Below are 15,012 nucleotides of genomic sequence, written 5' to 3'. Positions count from 1 at the left end.
TTTTCGTATCGGCGGGGCCAGAATTACTTCTTGGCGCGACCTTTGTACGAACCGCCTTCGCGGGTGTCGATCTCGATCAGGTCGTCGATTTCGATGAAATCGGCTACTTGCAGCTCGGTACCGTTAGCCAGCTTGGCCGGCTTCATGACCTTGCCCGAAGTGTCGCCGCGAGCGGAACCTTCGGTGTAGGCAACTTTACGCACGATGGTAGTCGGCAGCTCTACGGAAACCAGACGGTCTTCGAAGAAGATTGCTTCGCAAACGTCGGTCATGCCTTCTTCCACGAACGGCAGAACGGCTTCGATGTCTTCAGCGTTCAGCTCGTACATGGTGTAGTCAGTGGTGTCCATGAACGTGTAGGTGTCGCCGCTGATGAAGGACAGGGTCGCTTCTTTGCGGTCGAGGATCACGTCGTCCAGTTTGTCGTCGGCGCTGTAAACGATCTCGGTCTTGTAACCGGTCAGCAGGTTCTTCAGCTTGGTCTTCATGATTGCGCTGTTACGACCAGACTTGGTGAACTCAGCTTTCTGAACCAGCCAAGGGTCGTTTTCGAGACGGATCACTGTACCGGGTTTCAGTTCTTTACCAGTTTTCATTGCATATATCCGAAATTTGGATGGGATTTACAAAATTCAAGGTGGCGTATCATATCCAACTTTCATAAAACTGTACCAGCGCCGTCGCAAGATCGGCCTGCAAGGCCTGTTCCAGACACCAGGATTCGGCGTGCTGGTTGAGCTCGGGCCAATGCTCCGCAAGCATTTTCCAGCACAGCGCCATATCGCCATCCGTGTTCCAGGCCTGCCACAACGCGATCAACGCGGCCCGGGCGGCCGGTGATAATGCGGCGGTGTACAGTTCCAGGAAGGCATCGAGCTTGTCCAGATGGATGTCTTCGTCCTGCCGATAGATATGCCACAACAACGGCCGGCCGGCCCATTGGGCACGCACGAACGAGTCTTCGCCGCGCACCGCGTTGAAATCGCAGCACCACAGCAGGCGGTCGTATTGCGCCTGGCGGACGAACGGCAGCACCTGCACCGTCAGGGCATCGCGCTGATGGACGTCGCCTACCGCCAGGCCCTCGGCCCCCAGCCAGCGCTGCACATCGCCGAGGATGCGCCCTTCCGGCACCAATAGATGAGTGGCATGCCCGCCCGTCGATAACACGTCCAGCCAAGCGGCGAGCCCGGCGTTTTCGTAGGCAAACAGCGAGATCAGGCGTGCGCCCGCGACTGGAACAATCCCCATATCATGTAGGAATTGATGCTGCGCAGCGGTGTCCTGCTGAAACGCCCGACGCTGTTCCAGCAATCCAGCTTCACGCAACAAGCCTCCCGTACCAGGGCGGAAGCCGGGAAAGAAGAAGTACTTCTGCACGCCCTTGAACTTCACCGAAGGCAAGCGATGGCAACCCACCACCCAGTCTTCGGCACTCAGGTAATCCAGGTTCATCCATAACGGCGGGCGCTCACGCTCAGCCATGGCTTCCATATAGTCAGGCGGCAATTGGCACGCGAACGCGGCAATCACCACATCCGCCGCCGTCGCGCCCGTCCACTCGGCTGGCCAATGGCGCACTTCGACGCCTGCCTGGGATTGCTGATCGCGTTGCACATCAATCTCGGGGCACATGCGCTCGAAGGCACGCAAGTCATCGACCCACAGGCGCACATCACAGCCGTGCTCCGCCACCAGTTGCCGGGCCAGGCGCCAGGTCACGCCGATGTCGCCGTAGTTGTCGACGACGCTGCAAAAAATATCCCAGCGGGCTTTCATTCCGGGCTCCAACGCTCAAAGGCTCGATTGTCCGCATAAATGCGCCGATGCAGAAGGCTTGATCGCGATTATTCTGCACAGTGGCTGTGCGACAATCGCCGCCACGCCGCAAATGCCTGCCAGGAGGCCGCCATGTCTGATCGTCCGTTGTCGCTGTTCAAGCTCAGTGCCGCCATCGCGTTTGGCGTCTGGCTGGGGTTTATCGCCATTGCGTTGACCGCCTGGCTGGCGTCGCGCTATCTGTTCCCGCAGAGCCTGGCGCCAGTAGCACAGGCGGTCGAGCAATTGGGCAAGCCTGCAGGGGTGGCGCCTGAACCGCCGAATCGCATGTTCGAACAGTATCAACAGAACCTGCACAAGCAGGAACAGCAGCAAACCCTGGATCAGGCCCGCAACAATGCGCGCAACCTGTCCAACCCCAAATGCCAGTTCTGGCTGCAACAGGACCAGAACGCCCCCAACGAAAAGTCTCGGGCCAATGTCCTGCAATTCTGCGATTGATGACCATGAATAAACACGCCGTCCACCACTTGATCCTGGAAAAGCTCAACGTCGACCTCGACATCGCCAGACGTGCTGCGCAAACCGCCTACGAAACCGCGACCCACGAAGAAAACATCGCCGAGAACAAATACGACACCCTGGGGCTGGAAGCGTCCTACCTGGCGGCCGGACAAGCCAAGCGTGTCGAAGAGATCAAGCAGGCTCTGACCCTGTGCCAAAACCTGCAACTGCGCGGGTACGATGATCAGCGGGGTATTGAAGTCGGCACGCTACTGGGCCTGGAAGACGAGAACGGTCGCCAGCAATGGCTGTTCCTGGCGCCGGACGCGGCGGGTTTGAAAGTGGACGTGGTGGGGCAGCCGGTGACCGTCATCACCCCGCGCTCGCCGCTGGGCAAAAGCCTGCTGGGCAAGTTCGAAGGCGATGAGGTGGAGATTCTGGTAGCGGGCGCTCGGCAACTGTTTGTGGTTACCGAGGTTAAATAAGCCACATCAGGCGACAAGTTTGAAGTGGCGAGGGAGCTTGCTCCCGCTGTGCTGCGAAGCGGCCCCCTGCCCTTTGCGGTTTCAGTGGACGGGCAGTTCAACACCTTCGAACAGCTCTTCCAGTTCCTGCTTGTTGTGGCACTGGATCGCCTTGGCCATGACTTCGCGGGTCAGGTGCGGCGCGAACTTCTCGATGAAGTCGCACATGAACCCCCGCAGGAAGGTGCCACGACGGAAGCCGATCTTGGTCACGCTGGACTCGAACAGCTCGCTGGCATCGAGCACAACCAGGTCTTTATCCAGGTTGGTGTCGACCGCCATCTTGGCGACGATACCCACGCCCAGGCCCAGGCGCACGTAAGTCTTGATCACGTCGGCGTCGGCCGCAGTGAACACCACTTTGGGCGTGAGGCCACGGTGGCTGAAAGCCTCGTCGAGCTTGGAACGGCCGGTGAAACCGAACACGTAAGTCACGATCGGGTATTCAGCCAGGGCTTCCAGGGTCAGCTTAGGCAGCTTGGCCAGCGGGTGACCCTGCGGCACCACCACGCAGCGGTTCCAGCGGTAGCACGGCATCATCACCAGGTCACCGAACAGCTCCAGGGCTTCGGTGGCGATGGCAAAATCGACGGTGCCGTCAGCGGCCATCTCGGCGATCTGCATCGGCGAACCCTGGTGCATGTGCAGCGCCACGTCCGGGTATTGCTTGATGAAATCACGGATCACCGGCGGCAGCGCATAACGTGCCTGGGTGTGCGTGGTTGCGATGGACAGCGTGCCCTTCTTCTCGTTGGAGAATTCCTGGGCGATCTGCTTGATGCTTTCGACTTTGCGCAGGATCTCGCCGGCAGTTGTGATGATGCGCTCACCGGCCGGGGTTACACGGGTCAGGTGCTTGCCGCTGCGGGCGAATACTTCAACGCCCAACTCGTCTTCGAGCAGGCGGATCTGCTTGCTGATACCAGGTTGCGAGGTGTAAAGGCTTTGAGCAGTAGCGGAAACGTTGAGGTCGTGGTGCGCCACTTCCCAGATGTAGCGCAGTTGTTGAAGCTTCATATGTATCCCTCAAAGCAGATAGACGCCACGGGTATCAGCGACGGTATATAACTATATTAAAGGTTTGATGGATAAATCTAGAACTTTTTATCGACATCTAACCATCACACGTCATCACTACGTCGACGTTGTAACGAGGGCACCAGGTAAACCGGCACCGTAGACAGTTGCAGCACCCGCGCGGCAGTCCGCCCAAGCGGGGTGGCCGTCGCGGTTGCATGGCTGTGACTACCTACGATCAGCAGATCCACGGAAAGTTTGCGCAACTGGTCGAGTATCACCTCGCACGGGTCCCCCTGGATCACCCGGACCAAGCGGATCAACTTCAGGTCTTGCTCGCCGTCTCCCAGTTCCTCGCGAAAACTGTCCAGCACCCGCTGTTCGATCGTCGCCATCACTGTGGTCAGGCCCTGGCTTTGCCACTCGCTCAGGGCCTGCTCATCAAGGTAGCTCTGCAACACCGATTCGGCGAACAGCCCGATGGGCTCGACCACGTGAATCACATACAGATCCGCCTTGAACGTTCGCGCCAGCGCCAGTGCATGTTGCATCACATAGGGCGCATACAGACCGAGGTCCGTGGCGTACAGCATCGAACGAATCATAGAACCTCCTGGACTGCCAGGATGGCGGGGATTGAATGAGCTTAGCAGCGCATCAACGACTTCGACTGGCTTAGCTCCCGGACTGAACCCTCACCTCATTACTGATGCCATGGGGCACATGCCCGGTGGCCACCACCTCCCTGGCTTTCTCGCAATGACCGGCCTGGTCATCGAAAAACACATCGGCGGCAAACGCCTCCAGGAACGCGGACTTCTCCAGCCCACCAAGAAACAACGACTCGTCCAGACGAATATCCCACTCACGCAAGGTACGAATCACCCGCTCATGGGACGGTGCCGAACGGGCGGTGACCAGCGCCGTGCGGATCGGGCAGGACTCGTCCGGGAACTCACGCTGCAACAAATTGAGCGCCGCCAAAAAGCCTTTAAAAGGCCCCCCGTGCAAAGGCTGACGCGCCGACTCACGCTCGTTGGCCTGGAACGCTTCCAGGCCGCCAGCCTGGTATACACGCTCCGACTCATCGGAAAACAGCACTGCATCACCGTCGAAGGCAATGCGCAGTTCATCACTCGATGCCCGTCGTGCGCCGCCCGACAAAATCGTCGCCGCAGCAAAACCGGCATCGAGTGCACTGCGCACGTCTTCAGCATGGGTCGAAAGAAACAGATGACAACCAAAGGCGGCCAAATAAGGATAAGGACTACGCCCGCCGACGAAAGCGGCGCGGGAAATATCCAGACCATAGTGCTGGATCGAATTGAACACCCGAAGGCCAGTGTCGGCACTATTGCGGGAAACCAACACCACTTCGACCCGCGCACGACCGAGGCTGGCGTTGAGGCTCAGCAGCTTCTTGACCAATGCAAAGGCGTCGCCGGGCTCGAGGGGTTCGTCCTCGTGTTCGATCTGATATTTGCGGTAGGCCTCGACCCCTTGGGCCAGATAGACCTTATGGCTGTCGCTCAGGTCGAACAGTGCCCGCGAAGAGATCGCCAGCACCAGTTTGTCGCCCAATCCCTTCGCCATCCTGTTCTCCCCTGCTCAGCGGTTGCGCCGGTCGATAAAACTCAAGGCCTGGTAGAGCGCCTGCATTCGCGGCAACTCACAACCGGCCGCCTTGGCGGCAGCCAGTGGCCGGGCATAGATCGCCGCCAGTTCCAGCGGGCGCTTGTGCACATGATCGTGGTACATGCTGGGCAAATAGTCGTCCATGGTTTCGGTCATGGCGAACATCTGCTCGGCATAGCTGGCGGCAATCTCATGGCCGCAGGCATGGGCGCCCTGCACCACTTCCGCCATCAGCGCGCGGATCAGCTCGCGGCTGGATTCATCCGCCATCATGGCCGTGGTGCCCGTGCCCAACAGCACCGAGAGGCCATTGAACGGCACGTTCCACACCAGTTTATGCCAGCGGGCCTGATGCACATTGGCCATGGCCTGGGACTCGATGCCCGCCCTATGAAACAACGCGGCGCCGGCTTCGACAATGGCTTTCTGGCGTGCCTCATCATTGGCGGCGGTACCGCTGTGATAACCCAGGTTGACCCGGCCCAGGGCCTGGTGCTCGACAACCCCGGGCCCGGAGCGGTGCACGCCGATATAACACAAGCCGCCGAGCAGGTGCAGCGACGCCGGCAGGTGCTCGCGTAGACTGTCTTCGACGTCCAGGCCGTTTTGCAGCAGCACCACCTTGGCATCCGGCGCCGCGACCTGGGCAATAGTCGGCGCCAGGTCAACGTTGCCGGTGGATTTGGTGCCCACCAGCAGCCAATCGCAGGGCGGCATGTCGGCGGCATTGGCATAGGCCTGGACCGGGTGCAGGTGCAATGCACCATGCACTGTGCTGTTCAGACGCAGGCCATGCTGGCTGACGGCAGCGTATTCGCTGCGCAACAGGAAGTGCACATCGAAGCCGGCACGCGCCAGCATCACGCCGTAGAAGCCACCGATGGCGCCGGTGCCGATGATGCCAATGCGTGGGGATTGTACGGTCATGGCAAATCCTCTGGAGTACGGGTAAGTGCGTGGTCAATGGCGCTGGCAAGGTCAGACGGTGTCAGGCGCGTCTGCAGTTGCCCAAGGAATTGACCCTCGCACACCAGGAACAACGCGGGCAAATGAAAGATCTGGTAGCGTTCGACCGCACCACCGTTGTGCCCGGCATCGACCCAGCACACCCGGTCCACCGGCAATCGCCAGCCCGGCAACTGCAGGCGCGCCCAGCGGCAACTGGAACAACCGGCACTGGTGAATATGACGAGCGAAAGGCCTGGCAATCCCAGCAATTGCTGGTCAATATCCAGGTCGGTCAATTCCAGTTCCTTCACTATACTGCTGCCACCGCCGTCAACTGGACGGTGTTCGGAGTCCGTGTACATGGGTCGTTTTTTACCTCACCCTGATGATGTCGCCGTCGAGTTAATCCAACGTCCCTCTCCCGCCATCCCTCGTCAACGCCTGCTCACTCACGGCCTGGGCGGCATCGCCTGCCATTGGCCGCGTGCCTGGCGCCAAGGTACGGCGGTTGACCTGCATATCCCATCCCTGGGGCCCAGCGCCCGTTATCCAGGCTATGTGGCATGGTGCCGCAAGGCGGAAGACGGTTACCGCATCGGCATCGCGTTTACCGACGAACATGCACTGTTCGGTGCACGAATGGGTGAACAAGCATGCCGGATAGAGCGCTACTGCCGCCAGCACGAAGATGCCGAACCAACACCCCAGCAATTCGAGGCGCTGGCCCGCGAGTGGGTGTCGCGTCATGCCGTCGAGTTCTCCCACGAGGCCTTTGTGGCGCCAGCACTGGATTAAAGCGGGCTTTGCCCATTGTCGCGGGCCCGTATTACGCGCTAAGGTTCCTCCCCCCTGCATTCAAATCATGCTGTGCTCCGCCGCACGGGGATGGCTGGCGGCCGGCACCCGTGACCCTGACGAGTAACACGATGGCTGATTTACCGATCAATGACCTAAACGTTGAATCCAACGAGACCCTGATCACGCCCGATCAGCTCAAGCGCGAAATCCCCCTGAGCGACGCTGCCTTGCAGACCGTCACCAAGGGCCGCGAAGTCATCCGTGACATTCTCGACGGCACCGACCACCGCCTCTTCGTCGTCATCGGGCCTTGCTCGATCCACGACCTCAAGGCTGCCCACGAGTACGCCGAACGCCTCAAGGTGCTGGCGGCGGAAGTGTCCGACACCCTGTATCTGGTGATGCGCGTCTATTTCGAGAAACCGCGTACCACCGTTGGCTGGAAAGGCTTGATCAACGACCCGTATCTGGACGACTCGTTCAAGATCCAGGACGGCTTGCACATCGGTCGCCAGTTGCTGCTCGACCTGGCTGAAATGGGCCTGCCCACCGCCACCGAAGCACTGGACCCGATCTCCCCGCAGTACCTGCAGGACTTGATCAGTTGGTCGGCCATCGGCGCACGTACCACTGAATCCCAGACCCACCGCGAAATGGCGTCCGGCCTGTCGTCGGCCGTGGGTTTCAAGAACGGCACCGACGGCGGCCTGACCGTGGCGATCAACGCGCTGCAATCGGTTTCCAGCCCGCACCGTTTCCTGGGGATCAACCAGGAAGGTGGCGTGTCCATCGTCACCACCAAGGGCAACGCCTATGGTCACGTGGTGTTGCGCGGCGGCAACGGCAAACCCAACTATGATTCGGTCAGCGTTGCGCTGTGCGAGCAGGCACTGAACAAGGCCAAGATCAAACCGAACATCATGGTCGACTGCAGCCACGCCAACTCCAACAAGGACCCGGCCCTGCAGCCGCTGGTGATGGAAAACGTCGCCAACCAGATCCTCGAAGGCAACCAGTCGATCATCGGCCTGATGGTCGAGAGCCACCTGAACTGGGGTTGCCAGGCGATTCCAAAAGACCTTGCCGACTTGCAGTACGGTGTGTCGATCACCGATGCCTGCATCGACTGGGCGGCCACCGAAAACACCCTGCGCAGCATGCATGCCAAGCTCAAGGACGTCTTGCCGACCCGCAAACGCAACTGAACCTGAATTGCGCACACAAAAACGCCGGGCTAAGCCCGGCGTTTTTCATGCTGGTGTTTTATGCCTTACAGCTTCGCGGCATGGCGCTGATGGCGCTCCATGTAGCGTTCGACATAGGAGCAGGACGGTATCACTGTATAGCCGGACTCTTCGGCAAACTTCAGGGCTTCCTCGGTCAGCGCCGCGGCAATCCCACGGCCGCGCAGTGCGTTGGGCACGAAGGTCCGATAAATGTCCAGGGTCTGCTTACCGAGGTCCATGTAGGTCAGGTAGGCACGATGACCGTCCACATTGGTCTCGAACTGATGACCTGCCTGGTCATGGTGGATGGACAACGCCTCGCTCATCACTACTCCTCGCGGGTCTTGGATTCTGACCCCTACCTTACCGATGTTTTTCCGGCGAAGGAACATCTACGCCACCCCGTGCCGGTTTCGACAACGAGAAACCTCTGGCGCTCACAACCAGCACGCAGTGAGATAGTAGGCACCAATCCTGTCATTGCTCAAGGCGCTCTCGTCATCCCCAACGGCTGGCGGTTATAGAAAGGGCATCGATCAACCGGTGATCGAACGCCTGAACATTGCCGGCAGTTGAAGCTTGAGACGAACAGGCGCTCTTAAAGTCACCTCTACATGCGCAAAAGATGCCAGGCCGGGTTACGGTCAGCTGAACAAAAGAATCAACATCGATATATAAGTCTATACCGGCTTAGCCGAACCAACTCATGCGGGCCGGACCTCTCAGCCGGGCTCACATGGTCATTCGCTTGAAAAAAATTGAACAGTTTTTATACAAACCTCCAAAAGACTAGCCAAAATAGATTCGGCGCGAGAATTTTTTTTGCTTCTTGCGCTACGTCAGTTTACTTACTACAAGTAATGGGTAGTATGTACGCCGGCTATTAGCTCACTCGGAGAAAGTAGCCATTTAATAGAAAGTCCTTGAAGGGGAACACGATGAACAACGTTCTGAAATTCTCTGCTCTGGCTCTGGCCGCAGTTCTGGCTACCGGTTGCAGCAGCGTCTCCAAAGAAACCGAAGCTCGTCTGACTGCAACTGAAGACGCAGCAGCTCGCTCCCAGGCTCGTGCAGACGAAGCCTACCGTAAAGCTGATGAAGCTCTGGCTGCTGCTCAAAAAGCACAACAGACTGCTGACGAAGCTAACGAGCGCGCACTGCGCATGCTTGAAAAAGCTAGCCGCAAGTAATAATCCTTCGGGGTTGTTATCAAGCCGATCCATTTATGGGTCGGCTTTTTTATTGCCCGGATTTCAGCCCTGAATCCCAGGCAATAAAAAGCCCGCCGCAGCGCAAGGCCGTGGCGGGCTGTGGATCCAGCCAGTTTACTGTTGCAGATCGATCGGTGCGCTTGCAGCGACGGATGCGCCACCGGGCACGCCGATCTCAGTCGGCAAACCATCTTCCGCGGCGACCACATCACGGACCTGATCCCAGTTGACCCGCAGGTTATTGGCCATGTCTTCGCGCTTGAGCAAGGCGTTGATCACCGCCGTGTGCTTGTCGACCACCGACGGCGTACCGTCGTCATTCAATGGTGTATGCGCCTCAAGATAGACCTTGCCGCCAGCGCTGCCGAACTTGTAGGCGTCGTTGATGATGCGCACCGACGTGCCCACTGGCACCATGCCGGCCATTTCCAGCACGTTGTTATTGAACATGCGGAAACAGCCGTGGCTGGTACGCGTACCGATACCAAACTTCATGTTGGAGCCGTGGATCAGGTAACCCGGCGTGCCCAGGGTGAACTTGAAGGGCCCCAGCGGGTTGTTCGGCCCGGCCGGGACCACATTGGGCAGCGGATCACCATTGGCGGCGTGCTCGGCCTTGATCGACGCGGGTGGTGTCCAGGTCGGGTTCGGCGTCTTGGCAATAATGCTGGTATGGGCAATCGGCGAGCCCCAACCCTCACGGCCAATCCCCAGCGGGAAGGTATAGACGACGTTCTGCCCCTTCGGATAGTAGTAGAGGCGGTACTCGGCCAGGTTGATCACGATGCCTTCCCGTGGCCCCGGCGGCAGGATGAAACGCGTCGGCAGCACGATCTCGGTGCCCGCGCCCGGCAGCCAGGCATCCACGCCCGGGTTGGCCGCGACCATCTCCGAATACCCCAGGTCGTAGGTGGTGCCCAGGTCGGCAAAGGTGTCTTCGTACTTGGCCTTGATCACCTGGACCTGGCCCACGATGTCTTCACCCGGTGGCGGCAACGGCAATTGCAGGGCTAATGCAGGACCGGCCGCGCAAAGGGCAGCAAGAGACAGGCAGCAAGTTACGACGGAAAGGCGCGACAACATCCGGAAAATCCTTCGCAGAACGACGGGTAGGGAAAAAACTGATTGTATACGTGAAGCACGCAGGGAGCATCAATCCGCCCCGCTTCTACTCGAAGCGCAGCTCCGGCCAGATCAGCGGTGTACCGCGCTTCTGGGATTCGAGGATCGCCCGACACAACGGGCACAGCCGTTGGTCCTGGAAAATCGCACGGTCCACCGATGACCAACGGGGCTGAGCCGGCAGCAAGGTGCCGCACAGCGTGCGGTCGATCGTGCCGCCCAGCTCCAATTGCCGTGCCACCAGATGTACCCGGACTTCCTGGCAGGCGAACAGATCCAGCTGCTCGTCAGGCTCGATCAGTTGGTAGTTGAACAGGGACCAGGCAGGGCGTGACATCGGGGGCTCCAGATCGGGGGGGCGCCACCTTAGCCGAAAGCCTGCCGGTAGAAAAGCGTCATAACAGCGGTTTTAGCGTCGGCCAGACATTTTCCAGCAACTTGGCCTGGGCGCCGACCGCCGGGTGCAGGCCGTCGGCCTGCATCAACTCCGGGTGACCGCCGATGCCTTCAAGGAAAAACGGCACCAGCGGCACGGCTTTTTCCTTGGCGAGGCTGCCGTAGACTTCGGCAAACGCGTTGGTGTAGCGCGGGCCGTAATTGGGCGGCAGTTGCATGCCCAGCAACAGCACCTTGGCGCCAATCGCCTTGGAGTGGTCAATCATCGAAGCAAGATTTTGTTGCAATTGCGCCGGCGGCTGACCGCGCAGGCCGTCATTGCCGCCCAACTCGATCACCACCACGTCCGGCTTATGCTCTGCAAGCGCCGCCGGCAGCCGCGCGAGGCCTCCGGCACTGGTGTCGCCGCTGATGGAAGCGTTGACCACTTTATCGTCGAAACCTTCGCTCTTGAGCCGTTGCTCCAGCAAAGCGACCCACCCTTTGCTGGTATCCAGGCCGAAACCGGCACTGATACTATCGCCAACGATCAGGACTGTACCCGCCGCTGCGTTCTGGGCCATGCACATCAAGGCCAGGCCAGCACTCAAAAACCACATTCGCATCGGATTCTCCATGGGCGCAAGCATTCTCACCGCGCAGAACCTCAGCAAAGTGGTTCCCAGCGCGGAAGGTGAACTGACTATCCTGCACGAACTGAGCCTGGAACTGAACAAGGGCGATAGCCTGGCTATCGTCGGCAGCTCCGGTTCCGGCAAATCCACCCTCCTCGGCCTGCTGGCCGGCCTCGACCTGCCCAGCAGCGGCGAAGTTACCCTCGCCGGCCAAGCCTTGAGCACCCTCGATGAAGACCAGCGCGCGCGCATCCGCGCCGAACACGTGGGGTTTGTCTTCCAGTCATTCCAACTGCTCGACAGCCTCAACGCCCTGGAAAACGTGATGCTGCCGCTGGAACTGGACGGCCGCAAAGACGCCCGCGAACGTGCCCGCCACCTGCTCGAGCGTGTCGGCCTGGGCCAGCGCCTGACCCACTCGCCACGCCAGCTCTCCGGCGGCGAACAACAACGCGTGGCGATTGCCCGCGCGTTCGCCGCCGAACCGGACGTACTGTTTGCCGATGAACCCACCGGCAACCTCGACAGCCACACCGGCGAGCGCATCAGCGACCTGCTGTTCGAACTCAATAAAGAAAGCGGCACCACCCTGGTGCTGGTCACCCACGACGAGCGCCTGGCCCACCGCTGCCGGCGCCTGATCCGCCTTGAAGCCGGCCTGATGGTCGCGCCCCTGGAGCCTTGATGGCACGTTTGCCGCTGTTGCGCCTGTTCAGCCTGGCCATGCGCCAATTACTGCGCGATGCCCGCGCTGGCGAATTGCGCGTGTTGTTCTTCGCCCTGGTGGTGGCCGTGGCCGCCAGCACCGCCATCGGTTACTTCGGCGCACGCCTCAACGGCGCCATGCTGTTGCGCGCCACTGAGTTCCTCGGCGCCGACCTGGTGCTCGAAGGCAGCTCACCGGCGCGCCCCGAGCAAATCCGCACCGGAACCGAACTGGGCCTGGACCATGCACGTATCGTCGAGTTTTCCAGCGTTATCGCGACCGACAACGGCATCCAGCTGTCCAGCATCAAGGCGGTCAACGAGCAGTACCCGCTGCGCGGCGAACTGAAAAGCGCGGCCGAACCGTTCGCCGCTGAAACCCCCGGTGGCGGCCCGAAACCCGGCGAGGCCTGGGTGGAAGCGCGGCTGCTGACGGCGCTGAACCTCAAGGTCGGCGACAGCATCGATGTTGGCATGAAGACCCTGCGTCTGGCCCGCATCCTGACCTATGAGCCGGACCGTGCTGGCAACTTCTACAGCCTGACGCCGCGGGTGATGATCAACCTGGCTGACCTGGAGGCCACCGGCGTGGTCCAGCCCGGCAGCCGGGTCAGCTACCGCGAGCTGTGGCGGGCACCGCCCGACAGCACCGCCCTGCAAACCTATCGGGACTTGATCAAGCCGGGACTCGCCGCCAACCAGCGCTTGCAGGATTCACGGGACGGCAACCAGCAGATCGGCGGCGCCCTGGGCAAGGCCGAACGCTACTTGAACATGGCCAGCCTGGTGGCAGTATTGCTGGCGGGCGTGGCCGTGGCGCTGTCGGCCAACCGCTTTGCCAGCCGGCGCTTCGATGCCAGCGCGCTGCTGCGCTGTCTTGGTTTGTCGCGGCGTGAAGCGATGCTGCTGTTCAGCCTGCAACTGAGCGTGCTCGGCGTGCTGGCCAGCCTGGCGGGTGCCGTGCTCGGCTGGCTCGCGCAATTTGGCCTGTTCTACTTCCTGCATGACCTGCTGCCGGCGGACGTGCCACCCGGCGGGCTGCTGCCGGCCGTTGCCGGAATCGGCACCGGGCTGGTCGCCCTCGCCGGTTTCGCCTTGCCGCCACTGGCGGCCCTGGGCCGTGTGCCGCCGTTGCGAGTGCTGCGCCGCGACCTGCTGCCGATTCCATCCAGCACCTGGATGGTCTACGGCGCGGCCCTGTTCGCCCTGGGCCTGATCATGTGGCGCCTGAGCCTTGACTTGGTGCTCACCTTCGCCTTGCTTGGTGGCGGTGTGCTTGCCGCGTTGATCCTTGGCAGCTTGCTCCTGCTGTTGTTGCAAAGCCTGCGTAAGCTGCTGGCCCGCGCATCGCTGCCCTGGCGCCTGGGCCTGGGCCAATTGCTGCGTCACCCGCTGGCAGCCGCCGGCCAGTCCCTTGCGTTTGGCTTGATCCTGCTGTCCATGGGGTTGATCGCACTGCTGCGTGGCGAGTTGCTCGACACCTGGCAAAACCAGCTGCCAGAGGACGCGCCCAACTACTTCGCATTGAATATCCTGCCAGCCGACACCGAAGCCTTCAGTGCCCGCCTGCTCGCCCTGCAAGCCCAATCTGCGCCGCTGTATCCGGTGGTACCGGGGCGCTTGATCAGCATCAACGGCGAGGCGGTGCAGGCGATTGTCAGCAAGGACTCCAGCGGCGACCGAGCTGTGCAGCGGGACCTGAGCCTGACCTGGGCCGCCGACCTGCCGCCGGGTAACGTCCTGACGGCCGGTGCCTGGTGGTCGCAACAGCCGACCGATGAGATTCCAGGCGTGTCGGTGGAAGCCAAAGTGGCCGAGAGCCTCAAGCTCAAGCTCAATGACCACCTGGTGTTCACCGTCGGCGGCGAAAACCGCGAGGCGCGGGTCACCAGCCTGCGGACCATCAACTGGGACAACTTCCAACCCAACTTCTTCATGATCTTCCAGCCGGGTACCTTGAAGAACCTGCCGGCGACTTACCTGACCAGCTTCTACCTGGCACCTGGGCACGACCAGCAGATTGTCGACCTGTCCCGTGCATTTCCGGCGGTGACGATCCTGCAAGTCGAAGCCCTGCTGGAACAGCTGCGCAGCATCCTCGCCCAAGTGACGCTGGCGGTGGAGTACGTGCTGTTGTTTGTGCTGGCGGCGGGGATGGCGGTGTTGTTCTCCGGTTTGCAGGCCACCCTGGATGAGCGCATTCGCCAGGGCGCGCTGCTGCGCGCACTGGGTGCCGAACGCAAGTTGCTGGTCAAGGCGCGGCGCATCGAGTTCGGGTTGCTGGGCGCGGTCAGCGGGCTGCTGGCGGCGCTGGGCACGGAACTGGTGACGCTGGTGTTGTACCGCTACGCCTTTGACCTGGCCTGGCACCCTCATCCGTGGCTGTTGCTGCTGCCGGTGATCGGTGCCGTACTGATCGGCGCTGCCGGCGTATTCGGCACGCGTCGCGCGCTGAACGCCAGCCCACTGACCGTGCTGCGCGAGGGCTGAAACGCCAACGGCCCGCACCCTGCCCAGGGTGCGGGCCGTTCTG

Annotated in this window: 18 protein-coding genes; 7 read left to right on the top strand and 11 right to left on the bottom strand. The window is 61.0% G+C overall.

Annotated elements, in window-relative coordinates; all coding sequences use genetic code 11:
* Window positions 1-23: 23 nt before the first annotated feature.
* The gene (locus PSH81_RS08305; protein ID WP_192298744.1) at window positions 24-596 is read right to left on the bottom strand and encodes an elongation factor P; all 573 of its coding nucleotides are present in this window, start codon (window positions 594-596) and stop codon (window positions 24-26) included.
* Between the two features lie 49 nt (window positions 597-645).
* A complete protein-coding gene (gene earP, locus PSH81_RS08300; protein WP_192298743.1) occupies window positions 646-1,779 on the bottom strand; it encodes an elongation factor P maturation arginine rhamnosyltransferase EarP in 1,134 nt (377 codons plus the stop codon).
* A 132-nt stretch (window positions 1,780-1,911) separates the two neighbouring features.
* Between earP and PSH81_RS08295 the strand changes: the two genes are divergently transcribed.
* Window positions 1,912-2,280: a hypothetical protein gene (locus tag PSH81_RS08295; RefSeq protein ID WP_226455394.1), complete on the top strand. Its 369-nt coding sequence runs from the start codon at window positions 1,912-1,914 to the stop codon at window positions 2,278-2,280.
* 5 nt (window positions 2,281-2,285) lie between these two features.
* A complete protein-coding gene (locus PSH81_RS08290; protein ID WP_192298741.1) occupies window positions 2,286-2,768 on the top strand; it encodes a GreA/GreB family elongation factor in 483 nt (160 codons plus the stop codon).
* 81 nt (window positions 2,769-2,849) lie between these two features.
* Here the strand turns inward: PSH81_RS08290 and cysB are convergent, their stop codons facing one another.
* The 5 genes from cysB to PSH81_RS08265 all read right to left on the bottom strand — a co-directional run bounded on the left by cysB (window position 2,850) and on the right by PSH81_RS08265 (window position 6,769).
* A complete protein-coding gene (cysB, locus tag PSH81_RS08285; RefSeq protein ID WP_017734418.1) occupies window positions 2,850-3,824 on the bottom strand; it encodes an HTH-type transcriptional regulator CysB in 975 nt (324 codons plus the stop codon).
* A 104-nt stretch (window positions 3,825-3,928) separates the two neighbouring features.
* On the bottom strand, window positions 3,929-4,429 hold the full coding sequence (locus PSH81_RS08280; protein ID WP_192298740.1) for a universal stress protein: 501 nt from the start codon (window positions 4,427-4,429) through the stop codon (window positions 3,929-3,931).
* A gap of 70 nt (window positions 4,430-4,499) precedes the next feature.
* Window positions 4,500-5,417, bottom strand: a complete 918-nt coding sequence (locus PSH81_RS08275) for a 5'-nucleotidase (RefSeq protein WP_192298739.1) — start codon at window positions 5,415-5,417, stop codon at window positions 4,500-4,502.
* A gap of 15 nt (window positions 5,418-5,432) precedes the next feature.
* Window positions 5,433-6,386 (bottom strand): putative 2-dehydropantoate 2-reductase, encoded by a 954-nt coding sequence (locus PSH81_RS08270; RefSeq protein ID WP_226455393.1) that lies wholly within the window; start codon window positions 6,384-6,386, stop codon window positions 5,433-5,435.
* Complete coding sequence (locus PSH81_RS08265) at window positions 6,383-6,769, bottom strand: thioredoxin (RefSeq protein ID WP_192298737.1); 387 nt, start codon at window positions 6,767-6,769, stop codon at window positions 6,383-6,385. The genes PSH81_RS08270 and PSH81_RS08265 overlap by 4 nt, the downstream gene beginning before the upstream one ends.
* Here PSH81_RS08265 and PSH81_RS08260 point away from each other — a divergent pair.
* Both PSH81_RS08260 and PSH81_RS08255 read left to right on the top strand, forming a co-directional pair.
* Complete coding sequence (locus tag PSH81_RS08260) at window positions 6,768-7,202, top strand: PilZ domain-containing protein (protein ID WP_305392307.1); 435 nt, start codon at window positions 6,768-6,770, stop codon at window positions 7,200-7,202. The two genes, PSH81_RS08265 and PSH81_RS08260, sit on opposite strands and share 2 nt — an antisense overlap.
* A gap of 131 nt (window positions 7,203-7,333) precedes the next feature.
* Complete coding sequence (locus PSH81_RS08255; RefSeq protein ID WP_192298735.1) at window positions 7,334-8,410, top strand: 3-deoxy-7-phosphoheptulonate synthase; 1,077 nt, start codon at window positions 7,334-7,336, stop codon at window positions 8,408-8,410.
* Between the two features lie 65 nt (window positions 8,411-8,475).
* Here the strand turns inward: PSH81_RS08255 and PSH81_RS08250 are convergent, their stop codons facing one another.
* Window positions 8,476-8,757 carry a GNAT family N-acetyltransferase gene (locus PSH81_RS08250; RefSeq protein ID WP_003233387.1) on the bottom strand — a complete coding sequence of 94 codons (282 nt, stop codon included), beginning with the start codon at window positions 8,755-8,757 and terminating at the stop codon, window positions 8,476-8,478.
* Window positions 8,758-9,369: 612 nt separating this feature from the next.
* On the opposite strand from PSH81_RS08250, the gene oprI reads away from it, so the two are divergent.
* On the top strand, window positions 9,370-9,621 hold the full coding sequence (gene oprI / locus PSH81_RS08245) for an outer membrane lipoprotei OprI (protein ID WP_003172710.1): 252 nt from the start codon (window positions 9,370-9,372) through the stop codon (window positions 9,619-9,621).
* 135 nt (window positions 9,622-9,756) lie between these two features.
* Here oprI and PSH81_RS08240 read toward each other — a convergent pair whose 3' ends face one another.
* From PSH81_RS08240 to PSH81_RS08230, 3 genes are all read right to left on the bottom strand, one after another.
* Window positions 9,757-10,725 (bottom strand): L,D-transpeptidase family protein, encoded by a 969-nt coding sequence (locus PSH81_RS08240; RefSeq protein ID WP_192298734.1) that lies wholly within the window; start codon window positions 10,723-10,725, stop codon window positions 9,757-9,759.
* Window positions 10,726-10,810: 85 nt separating this feature from the next.
* A complete protein-coding gene (locus PSH81_RS08235) occupies window positions 10,811-11,101 on the bottom strand; it encodes a hypothetical protein (RefSeq protein ID WP_192298733.1) in 291 nt (96 codons plus the stop codon).
* Between the two features lie 58 nt (window positions 11,102-11,159).
* On the bottom strand, window positions 11,160-11,765 hold the full coding sequence (locus PSH81_RS08230; RefSeq protein WP_192298732.1) for an arylesterase: 606 nt from the start codon (window positions 11,763-11,765) through the stop codon (window positions 11,160-11,162).
* A gap of 10 nt (window positions 11,766-11,775) precedes the next feature.
* On the opposite strand from PSH81_RS08230, the gene PSH81_RS08225 reads away from it, so the two are divergent.
* Together PSH81_RS08225 and PSH81_RS08220 are read left to right on the top strand one after the other, a co-directional pair.
* Entirely contained in the window at window positions 11,776-12,459 is a 684-nt protein-coding gene (locus tag PSH81_RS08225) for an ABC transporter ATP-binding protein (RefSeq protein ID WP_192298731.1), read from the top strand.
* The gene (locus PSH81_RS08220; RefSeq protein WP_226455392.1) at window positions 12,459-14,969 is read left to right on the top strand and encodes an ABC transporter permease; all 2,511 of its coding nucleotides are present in this window, start codon (window positions 12,459-12,461) and stop codon (window positions 14,967-14,969) included. Before PSH81_RS08225 ends, PSH81_RS08220 begins: the two co-directional genes overlap by 1 nt.
* Window positions 14,970-15,012 lie beyond the last annotated feature (43 nt).

It is taken from the genome of Pseudomonas sp. FP2335 (assembly GCF_030687535.1).
Classification (GTDB): domain Bacteria; phylum Pseudomonadota; class Gammaproteobacteria; order Pseudomonadales; family Pseudomonadaceae; genus Aquipseudomonas.
The sequence above is the reverse complement of the archived record's forward strand: the minus strand, read 5'-3'. Positions and strand labels throughout refer to the sequence as shown.